Source organism: Nonomuraea sp. NPDC001684, from assembly GCF_053596515.1.
Window position 1 is genome coordinate 1 of record NZ_JBSFGJ010000224.1, and the last position, 15,374, is coordinate 15,374.

Annotated in this window: 14 protein-coding genes and 1 pseudogene; 8 read left to right on the top strand and 7 right to left on the bottom strand. The window is 68.2% G+C overall.

The window, feature by feature from the left end; translation table 11 throughout:
• From ACWCSD_RS31110 to ACWCSD_RS31120, 3 genes are all read left to right on the top strand, one after another.
• A partial coding sequence (locus tag ACWCSD_RS31110) for an ABC transporter permease (protein ID WP_449920130.1) occupies window positions 1–711 on the top strand: 711 nt, incomplete at its 5' end.
• Window positions 708–2,516, top strand: coding sequence for a dipeptide ABC transporter ATP-binding protein (locus tag ACWCSD_RS31115; protein ID WP_449920133.1), 1,809 nt, complete (start codon window positions 708–710; stop codon window positions 2,514–2,516). The genes ACWCSD_RS31110 and ACWCSD_RS31115, both read left to right, overlap by 4 nt.
• A gap of 179 nt (window positions 2,517–2,695) precedes the next feature.
• A complete protein-coding gene (locus ACWCSD_RS31120) occupies window positions 2,696–3,841 on the top strand; it encodes a serine hydrolase domain-containing protein (protein WP_397166766.1) in 1,146 nt (381 codons plus the stop codon).
• Window positions 3,842–4,117: 276 nt separating this feature from the next.
• Here ACWCSD_RS31120 and ACWCSD_RS31125 read toward each other — a convergent pair whose 3' ends face one another.
• Complete coding sequence (locus ACWCSD_RS31125; RefSeq protein WP_449920136.1) at window positions 4,118–4,279, bottom strand: hypothetical protein; 162 nt, start codon at window positions 4,277–4,279, stop codon at window positions 4,118–4,120.
• The gene (locus ACWCSD_RS31130; protein WP_449920139.1) at window positions 4,276–5,223 is read right to left on the bottom strand and encodes a hypothetical protein; all 948 of its coding nucleotides are present in this window, start codon (window positions 5,221–5,223) and stop codon (window positions 4,276–4,278) included. Before ACWCSD_RS31130 ends, ACWCSD_RS31125 begins: the two co-directional genes overlap by 4 nt.
• Before the next feature lie 29 nt (window positions 5,224–5,252).
• Here ACWCSD_RS31130 and ACWCSD_RS31135 point away from each other — a divergent pair, with 29 nt between their 5' ends.
• Entirely contained in the window at window positions 5,253–5,471 is a 219-nt protein-coding gene (locus ACWCSD_RS31135) for an AAA family ATPase (RefSeq protein WP_449920142.1), read from the top strand.
• A 141-nt stretch (window positions 5,472–5,612) separates the two neighbouring features.
• Here the strand turns inward: ACWCSD_RS31135 and ACWCSD_RS31140 are convergent, their stop codons facing one another.
• Both ACWCSD_RS31140 and ACWCSD_RS31145 read right to left on the bottom strand, forming a co-directional pair.
• The gene (locus tag ACWCSD_RS31140; protein WP_449920145.1) at window positions 5,613–6,692 is read right to left on the bottom strand and encodes a hypothetical protein; all 1,080 of its coding nucleotides are present in this window, start codon (window positions 6,690–6,692) and stop codon (window positions 5,613–5,615) included.
• 64 nt (window positions 6,693–6,756) lie between these two features.
• Window positions 6,757–6,894, bottom strand: a complete 138-nt coding sequence (locus tag ACWCSD_RS31145; protein ID WP_449920151.1) for a helix-turn-helix domain-containing protein — start codon at window positions 6,892–6,894, stop codon at window positions 6,757–6,759.
• A 305-nt stretch (window positions 6,895–7,199) separates the two neighbouring features.
• Here ACWCSD_RS31145 and ACWCSD_RS31150 point away from each other — a divergent pair, with 305 nt between their 5' ends.
• The 3 genes from ACWCSD_RS31150 to ACWCSD_RS31160 all read left to right on the top strand — a co-directional run bounded on the left by ACWCSD_RS31150 (window position 7,200) and on the right by ACWCSD_RS31160 (window position 8,593).
• Complete coding sequence (locus ACWCSD_RS31150; protein ID WP_387683376.1) at window positions 7,200–7,439, top strand: hypothetical protein; 240 nt, start codon at window positions 7,200–7,202, stop codon at window positions 7,437–7,439.
• Window positions 7,440–7,932: 493 nt separating this feature from the next.
• Window positions 7,933–8,178: a hypothetical protein gene (locus tag ACWCSD_RS31155; RefSeq protein WP_357706136.1), complete on the top strand. Its 246-nt coding sequence runs from the start codon at window positions 7,933–7,935 to the stop codon at window positions 8,176–8,178.
• Entirely contained in the window at window positions 8,066–8,593 is a 528-nt protein-coding gene (locus ACWCSD_RS31160; RefSeq protein ID WP_449920149.1) for an isochorismatase family protein, read from the top strand. Before ACWCSD_RS31155 ends, ACWCSD_RS31160 begins: the two co-directional genes overlap by 113 nt.
• Before the next feature lie 168 nt (window positions 8,594–8,761).
• Here ACWCSD_RS31160 and ACWCSD_RS31165 read toward each other — a convergent pair.
• Both ACWCSD_RS31165 and ACWCSD_RS31170 read right to left on the bottom strand, forming a co-directional pair.
• Window positions 8,762–10,311: pseudogene (locus ACWCSD_RS31165) on the bottom strand (ISL3 family transposase).
• Between the two features lie 191 nt (window positions 10,312–10,502).
• Window positions 10,503–11,456, bottom strand: a complete 954-nt coding sequence (locus ACWCSD_RS31170; protein ID WP_397166808.1) for a LysR family transcriptional regulator — start codon at window positions 11,454–11,456, stop codon at window positions 10,503–10,505.
• A gap of 110 nt (window positions 11,457–11,566) precedes the next feature.
• On the opposite strand from ACWCSD_RS31170, the gene dnaE reads away from it, so the two are divergent.
• The gene (dnaE, locus tag ACWCSD_RS31175) at window positions 11,567–15,112 is read left to right on the top strand and encodes a DNA polymerase III subunit alpha (protein ID WP_397166810.1); all 3,546 of its coding nucleotides are present in this window, start codon (window positions 11,567–11,569) and stop codon (window positions 15,110–15,112) included.
• Between the two features lie 119 nt (window positions 15,113–15,231).
• On the opposite strand, the gene ACWCSD_RS31180 is transcribed toward dnaE, so the two are convergent.
• On the bottom strand, window positions 15,232–15,369 hold the full coding sequence (locus tag ACWCSD_RS31180) for a helix-turn-helix domain-containing protein (RefSeq protein WP_449920154.1): 138 nt from the start codon (window positions 15,367–15,369) through the stop codon (window positions 15,232–15,234).
• Between the last annotated feature and the right edge of the window lie 5 nt (window positions 15,370–15,374).

Genomic DNA, 15,374 nt, shown 5'->3' on the forward strand with positions numbered 1-15,374 from the left:
GCGGTCGAACTGTCGCAGGCGTACTGGGGTCCGGACGCAGGTCACTGGCTCGGCTACGACGGACAGGGCCGCGACATCGTCTCCCGGCTCCTCGTCGGCGCCCGATCCAGCTTCCTCGGCCCGCTGTCCATCGTCGCCCTCGCCACCACGCTGGGAATGGCCGTAGCGGTGGTCGCGGCCTGGCGGGGTGGATGGGTCGACACTGTGCTGGCCGGCGTCCTGGACGCCACCATGTCCTTCCCCGGGCTGCTGCTCGCCGTCCTCGCCGCCGCCGTGCTCGGAACAGGCCCGCTCGCCCTGGTGATCGCCCTGGCGCTGGCCTACGTGCCCTACGTCGCCCGCGTCGTGCGATCAGCCGCACTGACCGAGATCGGCAAGGACTACGTCGACGCGCTCACCGCGCAGGGATTCTCCGGGATGACGATCTGCTCGCGTCATGTCGTCCCCAACGTCCTGCCGATGGTCATGGGCCAGGCCGCGCTCACCCTGGCCTGGGCGACGGTCGACCTGGCCGGACTGTCCTACCTCGGGCTCGGCGTGCAGCCACCCTCGGCCGACTGGGGGGTCATGGTGTCGACGGGGCAGGCCGGCGTCCTGGCCGGATATCCCGCCGAGTCGATCGCGTCCGGGGTCTGCCTGATCGCCGCGATCTGTTCCTTCTCCCTGGTGGGAAATCGTCTGCTGCGCCGAGCCGAGGAGTTGGCCGCATGACTCTGTTGACGATCCGCGACCTCAACGTCAGCCTCACCGTCGGTGGACGGCGGCGCCTCGTCCTGCGCGACCTCGGCATCGACGTGGCCGCGGGCGAGACGGTGGCCCTCGTCGGCGAGTCCGGCTCCGGCAAGTCGATGACCGCCCGGTCGATCGCCCGGCTGCTCCCCCGCCAGGCGACGGTGTCGGGCACCATCACGCTCGACGGCCAGGACGTGCTCCGCCTGGACGAGGCGGCCCTGCGCCGCTACCGCGCCACGAAGATCGCGATGATCCACCAGGATCCGCGCGTCCACATGAACCCCGTGCGGACCGTCGGGGACTTCCTGGTGGAGGGCCTGACCACCACCGGAGGGTTTCGCCGTGCCGCCGCCGAGTCCAAGATGGTCAAGCTCCTCGACGAGGTCGGCATCTCCGACGGCCGAAGACGACTGCGCCAGTATCCGCACGAGCTTTCGGGCGGGATGCTGCAACGCATCATGATCGCCGTGGCGCTCGCCGGGGATCCACAGCTCGTGCTCGCCGACGAGCCGACCACGGCGCTGGACGTGTCGACCCAGTCCGAGGTGACGGCGCTCCTGGACGACCTGCGCCGGGATCGCGGCATGGCGATGTTGTTCATCACCCACGACCTCGAACTCGCAGCCGCCATCAGCGATCGCGTCGCGGTGATGTACGCCGGCGAGATCGTCGAGGTCGGCACCAGCGATCGGCTGCTGACCGCGCCGCAGCACCCCTACTCTGCCGGTCTGCTGGGCGCTCGCCCCGACCTCGGGCGCGCGCTTCCCCGCTTGCGCGCCGTACCGGGACGACCGCTGGCGGCTTTCGAGGCTCCGCCAGGTTGTGCCTTCTCCGACCGGTGTGACTTCGCGATCGACCGGTGCACCCACGAGCATCCGACGCTTGACATGACTTCCGCGACACCCGCGCGATGCCTGAGACGCGCCGAGATCACGCTCACACCCACACCGAGCGTCGGTGCCCGAGAACGACCGGCCGCCTCCGGCGAAACCGTGCTCCGGGTCACCGGACTGTCGAAGGACTTCCCCGGCCACAGAGCCGTCGACGACGTCTCCTTCTCACTCGCCTCCGGCGGTTCGCTCGGGATCGTCGGCGAGTCCGGATCAGGGAAGACGACGGTGGCCCGGATGCTGGTCGGGCTGACCACGCCCACCGCCGGGACGATCACGGTCTGCGGCCGCGACCGCTCCTCGCCGGCTGCACGGCTCCGCGAACGCCGCGATCGCGCTCGGGAACTGCAGATCGTGTTCCAAGACCCCTACTCCACCCTCGACCCGCGCCGATCCGCGCAAGCGTGCCTCGACGAGGTGCTGCGCCTCCACCGGCCCGAACTGGATCGGCGCGCACGCGCGGCAAGGATCCGCGAACTCGCCGACCTGGTAGGGATCGACGAGCGGCAACAGCAGGCATTCCCCCGCCGGCTGTCCGGGGGACAGCGACAGCGGATCTCCATCGCCCGAGCGCTGGCGGTAGAGCCCAAGGTGCTGATCCTCGACGAATCCGTCTCGGCGTTGGACGTGTCGATCCAGGCGCAAATCCTCAACCTGCTCGACGACATCCGGCACGCTACCGGGGTCAGCTACATCCTCATCAGCCATGACCTGGCTGTCGTCCGGCAGCTCACCGAGACCTGCGTCGTCATGCGGCAGGGCCGCATCGTCGAAAGCGGGCTCACAGGTGACGTGCTGGACAAACCCCAACATCCGTACACCCAAGCCCTGCGCACCAGCGTCCCCACGCCCGGTTGGAAACCGACGCGCCGTCCTACGAACGCGAGCGCCTGAGCAGCAGTCTCCACGCCACGCCTCGGTGCGCCCGCTGACACGGTGGCGCGTGGACCACACCCCGCCTCCACTCCTTGTCTCTCACGTCATCCGCCTGGAAGAAACCTTGGCGCTCCGGCCAACAGCAGCCGGGAAACCCGCCTCCACAATGACGCGTATCCCCCAGAGAAGGGCGTGCAATGATACGAGCACTCGTCCTGGCCCTCAGCCTCCTGGTGGCCTCCGCCCCGGCCGCCGGGGCGGAGCCAAAGATCGCCGACCCGGTATCGGCCGCACTGGACACCGCGTTCGCCAGAGCCTCCTCGAAGGTCGGCAACCCCGGCGTCCAAGCAGTCCTGCTGCGCAACGGCACCCCTGTCTGGTCGACCGTCTCCGGCAAGGCGATCAACAGCCCGACAACGCCCGTCACCAGCTCGACGATGTTCGCCTACGCCAGCTTCAGCAAGCTGGTGCTGGCCACCTACGCTCTGCACCTGGTCGAAACCGGCACGCTGTCCCTGGACAGCCCAATCTCGACCTACCTCGGCAACGACGTCCCCGGCTCCACCACGGTCACCCTACGAATGCTGCTCCAGCACACCGCGGGCTACCCGGACATCTACAGCGCCCCCGAGACCGCCGACCTGTTCCTGCCCGGCGACCACTACGACCCGAACCGGCCCTACACCTGGTCCATGCTGGCACCGGGAATCCACGCGCCAGTGGCCCCGGGCACGAAGTGGGAGTACTCCAACACCGGATTCATCATCATCGCCCACCTGCTCAGCAGGGTGTCCGGCGGCGACGCCGCACTGGCAAGCGGCATCCGCACGTTCGTCCAGCAGACGGGGGCGACCAGCACGGAGTTGACCGCTGAGCGATCCGACAGCGCGTTCCTGCGCTTCGCCCACGGATACACCGTCTACAACGGCAAGACCATCGACTACTTCACCCGCTACGGGGCCACCGGCATCCCCACCGACGTGTACGGCATGCCGTTCGGCGACGGGATGTTCGCCGGGACCGCGCTCGGCGCCGCCAAGCTCCTCGACGCGCTGTATGCCAGGAAACAGCTCCTGCTGCCTGCCACAGTCACGCAGATGATCAAGGTGACGCCCCAGTCGGTCCAGGCCGGCGAGCCCTACGGGATGGGCACTCTGGCGACCAGCGTCTCCGGACGTAGCTGGCAGGGGCACTCAGGGCTGTACGGCGGTTTCACCTCCCTGGGCGGCACCGACATGACGAGAGGGGTCACCCTCATGGTCGTGACCAACCAGGAAGGCAAGGGAGCTGCCAGGACGATCTGGACCGACCTGGCGAAGGCCTACGCGTCTGTAACCTCCTGACACACGAAGAGGGTACGGCTCGCGCCGATGCCGGCCGTACCCTCGTTTCGTTCTGGCCGGGGGCTGCCTTTAGCCTGTGAGGCTCACAATAGGATCTGATGCCTGATCTGCGGAACCAACCGTGACATGACAGCACCTCGGCCATGGCTGGCAGCGTCTCCACGAAACGGGCATTCACGCCTGGCACATGAAATTCGAGACAGTATCTTCAGCGTCGGCGCTGCACCGGCTGACCACAGCGATGCAATGGTATCCATCAGGCTCTCTTCCTCCATGTCACGTACGTGAGGAGAGGGCGAACAGGTCGGCGGCCAGGGTGCGGGCGTGAGCAGCGGCGTGCTCGCCGTCGCCCAGCCGGATCTGCTGGTCTTCGTGGTGCAGCACCACGGCGCCGTCCGGCTGCCGGGCGACGGCGATGCCGGTCTCAGGCAGCGTCACGCCGCGGACGCCGTCGCCCAGGTCGCCACTGAGGTCGCCAGGTCGGGAAGCACCAGCCCGGCGGCAGCTTGCGCGGCGGCCAGCCACTCACGCAGTCCCCGCACCTGCTCGGCGTCACGTTCGCGTTCAGCCTGAGCGGCGCGGGCCTGCTGTTCGGCGGCCACGGCGCGCTCGCGCTGGAGATCACGATCAGTGCGTGCCTGGCGCAGCTCGTCCTCGGCGCGAGACTGCAGCCGCGCAGCGGTGACGGCCTCCCCCTGGGCGGCGACCAGGGCCAGGCGCGCGTCGGTCGCCTCCTGCCGAGCGGACTCGGCGCGGCCTTCGGCGGTCTCGGCCCGGGCCTGAGCCTGGCGGCTGTCATGCTCGGCACGCTCGCGGGCGAGGTCGGCCTCGGCAGCCGCGGCCCGCAGGGTCTCGGCGCGCCGTGCCTGCTCTTCCGCCGCAGCGCGCAGCCGGTCGAGCTCGCGCCGGGCCTCCTCCATCGCGGCGGCCATCCTGTGCTGCTCTGCCTCGGCCTGCTCCCGCTCACGCAGCGCGTCGTCGCGGGCCTGCTCGGCCGCGCCCCGGGCGCGTTCATGCTCGGCCACCTGAGCCCAGGGATCGCGGGCATCCTCCTTGGCCGCGTCGACCTTGCTGTCAGCCTCCCGCTCCGCGCGGCGCTGATCCCGCTCGGCGGCCTCCTGCTCGTCCCGGGCTGCCTGGACGCGGCGCTTGGCCAGCTCGGCGCAGATGTCGGCCTCGCTCTTGTCGCGGCAGGCGGCGGCTGCGTCGGCGCGCACTGAGGACATCAGCGGCTCGCGAGGCGAAGGTTGAGCCGGTCCGGAGCTGATCTGCGTGGTACGCCGCCCCGGGAGATCATGCTCCAAGCGCACCCGAAGGTCGACCACGACAACATCGCCAGGTTCATCCGTCACGACTTCGGCCGAAGCGTACGCTGCTCTCATGGACACACCACGAGCGGTCGGACTGGCCCTTGCCGCCCTCCACCACGGCTGCGGTCAATCTGAGGGCTTTCCTGGCAGACCATAGGCAGCGCACGCTCATCGTGGACACCGACCCGCAGGGGCAGGCCACCGTCGGTGTCAATGCCGTCGACGTCGTCCTCGTGGACGCGCCGCCCTCTGTCTGGAGGGGCGGCCTCGAGCGGGCCCTCGAGCGGGCACAGGGCGATGGCGGGACATCCCGCAGGTAGCTGCAGCTCTGCCGGTTCGGCCTGAGCGTCCCATGCCAAGTGGGCGCATTCCCGCTCGGGTCGTCACCGCGAAGCGTTCCAATGGAGGTGTGCCGGCCAGACCTCCCTGGGCACCCCGGGCAGCGTTAGCGCTGGCCGGGCTCATCGCGTCCGCCGCGGTGGGTGCGGCGGCCGCTCGTCCGCCACGACCGTGCCCGAGACGATGTCTCCGACAGATGTCCCCTTCCTTGGCCGAGGTGCGGGCTCGCCGGCGGCATCGGCGTTCCAGGAGGCTGGTAGCGGCTCGTCGCACATCGCGCAGACGTAGTGGTCGTCTTTCACGATGTTGAGCTGGCCGCAGCTTTCGCAGAGCCGGAAGATGATCGGAACGGTGAAGCGACCTGGATGATCGAGCCCTGCGGTGTCGAGGGCGGCCTGCACCGCGGCGTAGGACTCCGGCTCGGGGCAGTAGCCGGTCGACTGGTTGCTGATCTCGCTCACCCGCCAGCTGCCGCCGTCCGGCTCGAAGGTGATCTCGCCAGCGCTCTGCACCGGGGCACCGCCAGCACAGACGACATGCTCGCTGCGTTGCGGAGCCAGACGCAGGATCGTGAAGTGGTCGATCACGAACGTGAAGGGTTCCCCGCGGTCGCTGCCGTCGTGCCGAGCGAGCCATTCAGTGAGATCGGTGGGCGAGGCGATCGGATGCCCAGTGCCCTGCGACCAGATCTGCACGCGAATCTCTTCGGGGCCGACGTAGGAGTAGCGGCGGCGCGCGTCGATGCCCAGCGCGGCCGCGAACGCCGAGAACGTGGGCGCGACGACCCTCCAGGCGCATCGGTGCGGGTCGGTCCACCAGTCAGAGGCCACGACGCTCGGATCGTCGCTGCCGGTGCGGTAGTCCAGCGCGAGGGCGACGTCGTCGCCGGGGTTGCGGTTGACGCCGATCAGCACGGCCAGATCGGCGTCGAGCCAGGGAAGCTCGACCAGATCACCGGCTTGGCTGCCTCGGGCTTGCCGGAAGAGGTCGGCAGTGGCGCTGTCCTCGGTCATCCAGTCAAGGGACGCCGACTCTCGGCGTATCTCGCGCACGTCCGCAAGGAGATCCAGCGGATCTTCGAACCACGGCATGATCTCGCGCAGCCGTGTGTCATCTTGGGCCGGCCAGGCTCCCGAGGACATGGACTCGATCAGCAGCGCGGGCAGGGGAAGACCACGGACACAGACCCGTGAAGGACGCATGCCGCACAGGCTCCCACGATGAAGGCCGTCTCAGAAACGCCCTTTCCGGGACGGCTGGGTGGAGTCAGTCCTTGAGGTAGCGGTGCAGCGAGGTCTTGGGAATGCCGGTTTTGGCGGCGATCTTCCCGAGGGAGTCGCCTTGGGCTTTGAGGAGCCGGGCGTATTCGATCTTGTCTTCGGGGTGGGCGACGGGTCGGCCGATTTGGCGGCCGGCCGGCCGGCCGGTGGTCGAGTCTGGACGAGCCTGTCCGAGTCACTGTTGGACACCTCGGCTTCATGGCTTTGCTGACTCGCATTGGCGCCCAACCGGGCCCCGATACCAGTCATAGTTCCGGAAGCTCAGCCGCTGGATGCCAGCGGATGGAGAGAGGGGTTCATGTGCGTTCCCACCTACGCGCGACCATAGTCATGGCGGTTTTCGCCGCGCTAGCCACAGGTGTCTTGGCGGCTCCGGCCGCCGCTGACGGTGTGCGGACCGATCGGGCGGGTGACTCCGGTGCGGCCCGCATGGTCGGTGAGTGCACCGATCCGGGATTCGTCGGCGCCATCCGCTTCCGCAACCCGCTGGGGCTGTACGACGTGGACTGCATCCGGCCCGAGAGCGTCCGCTATCCCGGGCCGGTCTTCGTCACCCACTGCAAGCCCACCAACGGCGGGCGGCTCAACCTGCACATGCCCGGCGGCGAGGTGCTCGAATGTCCCGCCACCGTCTACCGGGACGCCATCGGGTACAGCGCCTGGGCCTGACCGGGCTCCATGCCGCCCCACCCGCCAGGCATGGGAGGCGCTCCTGGCGCTGCCCAAGGCGGGCGCCACCCTGAAGTTCTGGAAGTCCGACCGGTGGGGCCGCGCAGCGGGGCACGTGCTGACCACGGTTCAACGAGCTGCGCGACTGCGGCATCACCGTGGTGTCGCTGACGGAGAACTTTGATCTGGCCTCCAAAGGAGGGCCGTTCCATGTTCGCGGTCTTGGCCGCGGCCGCGGCCGGAGCCGCCGAGGTCCTCGCCCTCAACGTCGAGGACCTCGACCTGGAGCACCGGCACGCCCCGTCCGCTCCAAGGGCCGCTCGCGCAGGTAGTCGATACTTTCGGCGATGTCTGCGGCATTCCGGCAAAGGTGCGGTGAGCGCCCGGCACCGTCAGAGGCGATTCCAGGCAACTTTGTGACGAAAATGACACTCTCAGTAGCTGAACGGGTGAAGCGCGTCGCTCTTGGAGAGCGACAGTAAGGGGAACCGACATGCGAAAGATCATCGCCGTCGCCGCTGCCGTCGTCGCGGTGGCCGGAGGGCTCGCCGTAGGAAGTGCCGCGCACGCCGACGGGTGGGAAGGTCCGATCGATTCCTGGACCAGGTGGCCCATCGAGCGCGCCTATGCCATCTGCGACAGCACCGGCAGGATCGGTGTGCAGAACGGCGTCTACCGCACCTACAAGTGCGAAGAGGACGGCTTCTTCACCGTCTACCTGTACGTGCACCGCCGATAGGGGCGCGCCCGACTCGTCGCCGGCCTGCCCCGACACGGGCGGGGACGGGACAACGCTGGGCCAAGAACAGCGGTCCGTGCGTGCGCGCGCTGCCGTCGGGCAGGCGCGGCAGCCCGGGCAGCAGGTGAGCGGTGCCGGAGTCCCAGTAGACCCATTGGACGGCGCCGCTCGCCCGCGAGCCATCATCAGTAGGCGCCGCTACAGCGCCTTCTATGGCACCGACCTCGCCGCGCAGCTGAGTGATCTGAAGGTTGACCAGCTGATTGTCGCCGGGCCATCGGCTCGCTGCTTCACCTGGTCCAGGACTCCTACGCTCGCGGACACGTTCGCCGTACCCTGCTCAACCCCGGCGACCTGCTGGACGGCAAGACCGAGCAGTTCCGTCCCGGCACCTACGGCCGCTACGGCGAAATAGAGAACTTCCACTGCTACCGGGGCCAGAACCCCGTCCCCCACTCCCGCTACGACCCTATTCCGGCCGGCTCGATCCCGCCGACCTGTCGTCCTTCGACCCCCTGCTCGGCGCGCGGGACTGTAAGAACAACGGCTCTGGTCCGTAATCGGTGGTGGCAGTAAGTGACTGTCACGGCAGCAGGATGCGGTGGCGCAACAGATCGAACCCGGCGCGACCATGCATCTGGCGCATGATCCTCTTTGTGCGGGTGTTGACGCCTTCAGTGCGGCCGTTGTGATGCGGAAGAGTGAGGGCGGCGTTCACAGCGGCGCGGTCAAGCTCGATGCCGTTGGCGAAACCGTGCAGGTGAGGCAGGTCGGCGGCGCGGATGGTGGTGATCCATCCGGTGAGCTTGTCGTCGTTGCCTTCAGCTGGGGACAGGAGCGCGGCGAAGTCGCGGACATGGCGGGCGAGGGCAATCAGCTCGGGACAGGCGGCGGTGAGTTCTTGCACCAGGTGAGTGTCGCCATCACGGAGTCGGTCGGGGTGAGTGAGCAGCAGACGTGCGAGGCGGCGCGGGGTGGTGACGGCCGTTCTCCTTCGGCTCGGCCTTGCGTGATATGGCGGTAGAGCAGATTGAGACTGCCGGTGTAGCCGAGCTGTTTGATCTCCCGGAACAGTTGCTGAACGGGCACGGCCGGATCGGTGGCGCGCCGGTCGCGCAGATGATCGCGGTAGGGATCGACAAGCGTGGGCCGATAGCGCGGTGCGCGACGTAGGGCCTCGGGCTGCCGGGTGCGCGCGTAGCGCTTGACGGTGTTGAGCGACAGGCTCAGGCGGCGAGCGCATTCCAGTAGGCCGACGCCCTTGCCCAGTAGGTCGTGGATTTGCTCCCAGCGCTCGCGAGTGGTCCGTTCGTGGACGCCGGCGGGGCGGGGCGGGTTGACCGTGGCCCAGCAGGCGCTGTGGGAGCGAACCTCGGCGAGGGTCTTGTCGCAGAAATTCGCCCACAGATGCCACCGATCTCCGACCTGCACCGCATCCGGCAGAGCACGTCGAATCGCCTCCCCGTAGGCACCCGACCCGTCCCTGCAGACAATCTCGACCCCGGGGTGCGATCGCAACCATGCCTCCAGGGCATCAGCACCGCGGCCGGGCAGGACATCGATTCGCTCGCCGGTCTCAGCGTCGGTCAGGACGGTGGCATATCGATGCCGTCGTTTGAGAGCGACGTCATCAACCCCCAGCACGCGCGGGACCCGCAGCGATGGCAGCGGCAGCCGCATCAGCAGGCGCAGCGCTGTGGACCTGGAGATCGTGACGGCTAGGACCTCCGACAGCCGAGCACCGGCCCGGCCGGCCAGCTCCTGCACCACCGCGCCCAACTGGCCGGTCAGCCTGCTTGTCCGACGCTGGTAGCGCTCGAGCAGCCCAGGAACCTGCTCCCGGAACGTCTGCCGAGGGCATCCCTGCGCTGGGCAGAGCAGACGCCGGACCTGTAGTGACACCATCACCGGCCGCCCGTCGACCGGGACGTCCCCGACCGTCCGGTTGGCGTAGCCGTGCACGCGACCGGTCGGCACCCCACACGCAGGGCACGGTATCGGCTCGTCGCGCGTGCGGGCCATCACCCTGACGCGGTTGCCCTCGTCCTCCACGCCCTCGATGACCAGGGCAGACAGTCCCGCGAACACGACATCCGTAAGATCGTCGATCTTCACCACGGCACAGCCTGGCAGGGATCACCCAGCGCCACCACCGATTACGGGCCAGAGCCGTTATCTAGACAGACCCGATGTTGCCAAGCGACTGTCCCTCGGCGGCGCGAGCGCCGTGCAGCCGGGCGGTGGGCAATAGTCAGGGCAGCTGCTCGTGCTGCGTCATGAGCGCGGCGCCCTTCGAGCGTTCTCCACGCTGGTCAGCCGGATGTTCAGGTAGGGTCCACGGCGAAGGCGGCGCGGTCGGGGGCCGGCAGCCATTGGCGTGCCGGGTCGAACGGCCGGAAGCTGCTCCCGATGAAGCGGGTGAGCAGGGTTAGCGCCGGGTGGTGGTTCTGCCGGTGATGCAGCAGCGAACACGGATAGACGGGCGCTGGATCAACGAGCGGGAGCTGCATGGTGTGGGGGTGCCACGGCAATCGCAGCCCTTCACCGCCGAAACCGATGTGCTCACCGGAGGCTATCCGCTCCACGAAGTACTCCCAGCCGAAGTCGGGCCCCGAGGTGTCGATCCGGATGTCGAACGTGCTGCCAAGAAGGCTGTAGAAGTCAGCCCACTCGCTGCTGGGGGTGTTGCCAGGCATCCACACGGTAGATCCGGACAGGCGTTCCATCTCGACGTGCTGCCGACTGGCGAGGGGGTGGTCGCGGCTGACGAGGAGATGCACTGGTTCCAGGTACGCGGGGATGTGCCGGAGCTCCTCGTTCTGCGTCCCCCTGACGCGGCCGAAGAACGCATCGATGGATCCGTGGGTGAGGGCACCGTGTGCCGATCTGAGCCCGTTCGAGGTGAGGATCTCGATGTCCACGTCCTCGACGGTCTGGTGGAACGCCCGGAGCAGGTCGACGGTCCGTAGCCGGGTGTCCAAGACGTCGACCCGGAGTGCGCGGCGTCGGGAGCGCAACAGGTCGACCGCCTGGTCGGCGAGGCCGACGAGGGAGCGCGCGTGATGGAGGAACGCCCTGCCGTCCTCGGTGAGCTCGGCCCCGGCACGGGTGCGGAAGAACAGCCGGACGCCGAGGTCGGACTCCAGCTTCGCGATGCGTTTGGAGACGGCCTGCTGACTGATTGCCAGCCGGGCCGCGGCCTCGCTGAAGTACCGGTCTTCGGTGAGGGCCACGAAGGCCCGAACCGCGCCGAGATCTAGGTCCAGCGGGGGCTGCATGACAACTTCTGGTTGTGAGTTATCGGAGTGTCGATTGTTGGACAACCACGCCTGCTCTCGGGTCGAATGCTCACGTTCGCGGCCGAGCCTACAACCAAGGGGTGTGGTTTCTGGTGGGATCCTTCGTGCACCTCCACGTGCACACCGAATACAGCATGCTCGACGGCGCCGCCAAGGTCGGCCTGCTGATGGAGGAGGTGGCGCGGCTTGGCATGCCGGCCGTGGCGATAAGCGATCACGGCAACGTGCATGGGGCGTACGAGTTCTACCAGACGGCGCGCAAGACGGGGATCAAGCCGATCATCGGCATCGAGGCGTACGTCGCACCCGCCTCCAGACACCATCGCAAGCCGGTGTACTACAGCGACGACCTCTCGTTGCGCCGCTCCGACGACGACACCGGCGAGGGTGGGGACGTCTCCGGGCGCGGTCTGTACACGCATATGACGATGTGGGCGGCCGGCGATCAGGGCCTGCGTAATCTCTTCCGGCTGCAGTCCCGGGCCTGGCTCGAAGGGCATGTCCAGAAATATCCGCGTATGGATGATCAATTGCTCGCCGAGCACGGCCAGGGCATCATCGCCACGACCGGCTGCCCGTCCGGCGAGGTGCAGACCCGGCTCCGGCTAGGCCAGTACGACGGGGCCGTCGAGGCCGCCGCCCGGTACCGCGACATCTTCGGCCCGGACAACTACTTCCTGGAGCTGATGGACCACGGCCTCGCCATCGAGCGCCGGGTCCGCGACGACCTGCTCAGACTCGGCAAGGAGCTGGACCTGCCGCCGCTGGCCACCAACGACTCCCACTACGTTACGGAGAGCCAGGCCCAGGCTCACGACGCGTTGCTGTGCGTCGGCACCGGCAAACGGCTTGCCGACACCGACCGCTTCCGGTTCAGCGGCAGCGGCTATTACGTCAAGTCCGCCGCGGAGATGCGCGCGTTGTGGGACGCCGAGGTGCCGGGCGCCTGCGACAACACGCTGCTGGTCGCCGAGCGGGTCGGCGACTACGGGGAGGTGTTCGCGCATCGGGACCTGACACCGCGCTTCCCCGTACCGGAAGGGGACAGCGAGTCGAGCTGGTTGCGCAAGGAGACTCTGGAGGGGGCGCGCCGCCGCTACGGCGGCCGGCCGTCGCAGGAGGTGCTGGACCGCATCGACTACGAGCTGTCGGTCATCGACACAATGGGCTTTCCCGGCTATTTCCTGGTGGTCGCCGACATCTGCCGGTACGCCCGCGAGCACGGCATCGGCCTGGGCCCCGGCCGCGGCTCCGCCACCGGGTCGATGGTCGCCTACTGCACAGGCATCACCCAGCTGGACCCGATCGAACACAAGCTGATCTTCGAACGCTTCCTCAACCCCGAGCGCATCTCCATGCCGGACGTCGACCTCGACTTCGACGACCGCCGACGGGACGAAATGATTGACTACGTCACCCGCAAATACGGCGACGACCGGGTCTGCCAGATCGTCACGTTCGGCACCATCAAGGCCAAAGCCGCCATCAAGGACTCCTGCCGGGTGCTAGGCCTGCCGTACGCCCTGGGCGACCGCATCACCAAGGCCTTCCCCGCGGCGGACGGAGGCAAGGAGATCCCGCTGGCAGCCATTCACGACACCGGCCATCCCCGCTACGGCGAGGCGGCCGAGCTGCGTCAGATGTACGAGCAGGACCCCGACGTCAAACGGGTGATCGACGCCGCCACCGGCATCGAGGGCCTTACCCGTGGAACCGGCATCCACGCCGCCGGCGTGATCCTCTCCAGCGAGCCGCTCATCGATGTGATCCCCCTGGTCAAGCCCAAGACAAACGGACCTGTCATCACCGGCTTCCCCTTCACCCAGGCCGAGGACATGGGCCTGCTGAAGATGGACTTCCTCGGCCTGCGCAACCTCACCGTCATCGGCGACGCCATCGCAAACGTCCGCGCCAACAAGGGCATCGCCATCGACGTCCTGGAGATCCCGCTCGACGACGCCGCGACATACGAGCTGCTGGCGCGCGGCGACACGCTGGGCGTCTTCCAACTGGACAGCGGCGGCATGCGAGTGCTGCTGAAGCTGATGCAGCCGACCACGTTCACCGACATCGCCGCGGTGAACGCGCTGTACCGGCCCGGCCCGATGGAAATGAACGCCCACACCAACTACGCCCTGCGCAAGACCGGCAGGCAACCGGTCGAGCCCATTCACCCCGAACTGGAGGAGGCGCTGGAACCCATCCTCGGCGACACCTACCACCTGGTGGTCTTCCAGGAGCAGGTGATGGCCATCGCCCAGCAGCTCGCCAGCTACTCCCTCGGCGCCGCCGACATGCTGCGCCGGGCCATGGGCAAGAAGAAGAAGGAGGTCCTGGACGCCGAATGGGACCGCTTCTCGGCGGGCATGCGCGGGCGCGGCTTCTCCGAGGAGGCCGTCAAGGCAGTATGGGACGTCCTCGTCCCCTTCAGCGGCTATGGCTTCAACAAGTCCCACACCGCCGGCTACGGCCTCGTCTCCTACTGGACGGCCTACCTCAAGGCCAACCACCCCTGCGAGTACCTGGCCGCGCTGCTCACCTCTGTCGGCGACGACAAGGACAAGATGGCCATCTACCTGTCGGACTGCCGGCGACTGGGCATCAAGGTGCTTCCTCCCGACGTCAACGCCAGCCGCCTGGACTTCACCCCCGTCAGATCCGAGATCCGCTTCGGCCTGGGCGCGGTGCGGAACATCGGAGCGGGCGTCGTCGAGGCAATTGCCGCCACCCGCGATGCCCACGGCGCGTACACCGACTTCAACGACTTCCTCGCCAAGGTCCCCGCGGTCGTCTGCAACAAGCGGGTCGTCGAGTCGCTGGCCAAGGCCGGCGCCTTCGACAGCCTGGGCCACCCCAGAAAAGCCCTGGTCGCCGTGCACGAGACCGCGGTGGACGCGGTCGTCGACGTCAAGAGGAACGAGGCGCACGGCCAGGACTCGTTGTTCGGCGAGCCCGGCCAGAGCAGCGCCTTCTCGGTCGCGATCCCCGAAGGCGAGTGGGACCAGGCCACCCTGCTCGCCTTCGAACGCGAAATGCTGGGCCTCTACGTCTCCAGCCACCCGCTCGACGGCGCGGAAGGCGTTCTGTCCGCCAACCGCGACACCACCATCGCCGACCTGCTCGCCTCGGGACGCCAGGACGGCGTGACCCGAATCAGCGGCATCGTCTCCGGCCTGCAACGCAAGGTCACCAGACAGGGCAACCCCTGGGCGATCGTCACCCTCGAGGACCACGACGCCTCCGTGGAGTGCCTCATCTTCCCCAAGACCTACACCTTGTACGGCGAGATGCTGGCCGAGGATCGCGTCATCTCCGTCCGCGGCCGGATCAACGTCCGCGACGAGACGATGAGCGTCTACGGCGAGGAGATCGCGATCCTGGACGTCGCCCAGGCGGACACCTATCCACCCGTGGTGCTCTCGATCCAGGAGGCACAGCTGAACCTGCGGGTCGTGCAGGAGCTGAAGCAGATCCTGCTCACCTATCCCGGCCGGGCGCCCGTCCACGTGTGCCTGCACCGCCGCGGCGCCAGGAGCGTGCTGCTGAACCTCGTACCCTTCCAGGTCGCTCCGGGGTCCGCGTTCTACAGCGACCTCAAAGCGCTGCTCGGCGGCGGCGTGACTGGCGGCGCATGACCGGCGGGTGGCCGTGTCCGCGTTGCCATACCGCGAGAGCCGTCGAGTCTCTCGTTGGGACACTGCGTATTCCAGTTTCGCGCCTGGTAGTGGGTGATGGAGGCAGCACCGTGCTCCTCCTACGCCGACACCGGCTTGTCGGGGTCGAGGTGGCGGTAGATGGTGGCGCGGCTGACGCCGAGGCGGCCGGCAATCTGCTGGACGGTGTAGCGGCGCTTGCCGTCGTCGCCCTTCATGTCGTACAGCGCGCGGGCCATCTCCA

Bases quoted from the DNA above. Each gene is read 5' to 3' on its own strand.
- ACWCSD_RS31115 (WP_449920133.1), top strand. From the start codon at position 708: ATGACTCTGTTGACGATCCGCGACCTCAACGTCAGCCTCACCGTCGGT.
- ACWCSD_RS31120 (WP_397166766.1), top strand. From the start codon at position 2,696: ATGATACGAGCACTCGTCCTGGCCCTCAGCCTCCTGGTGGCCTCCGCC.
- ACWCSD_RS31130 (WP_449920139.1), bottom strand. From the start codon at position 5,223: ATGAGAGCAGCGTACGCTTCGGCCGAAGTCGTGACGGATGAACCTGGC.
- ACWCSD_RS31140 (WP_449920145.1), bottom strand. From the start codon at position 6,692: ATGCGTCCTTCACGGGTCTGTGTCCGTGGTCTTCCCCTGCCCGCGCTG.
- ACWCSD_RS31150 (WP_387683376.1), top strand. From the start codon at position 7,200: ATGGTCGGTGAGTGCACCGATCCGGGATTCGTCGGCGCCATCCGCTTC.
- ACWCSD_RS31155 (WP_357706136.1), top strand. From the start codon at position 7,933: ATGCGAAAGATCATCGCCGTCGCCGCTGCCGTCGTCGCGGTGGCCGGA.
- ACWCSD_RS31160 (WP_449920149.1), top strand. From the start codon at position 8,066: ATGCCATCTGCGACAGCACCGGCAGGATCGGTGTGCAGAACGGCGTCT.
- ACWCSD_RS31170 (WP_397166808.1), bottom strand. From the start codon at position 11,456: ATGCAGCCCCCGCTGGACCTAGATCTCGGCGCGGTTCGGGCCTTCGTG.
- ACWCSD_RS31180 (WP_449920154.1), bottom strand. From the start codon at position 15,369: ATGGCCCGCGCGCTGTACGACATGAAGGGCGACGACGGCAAGCGCCGC.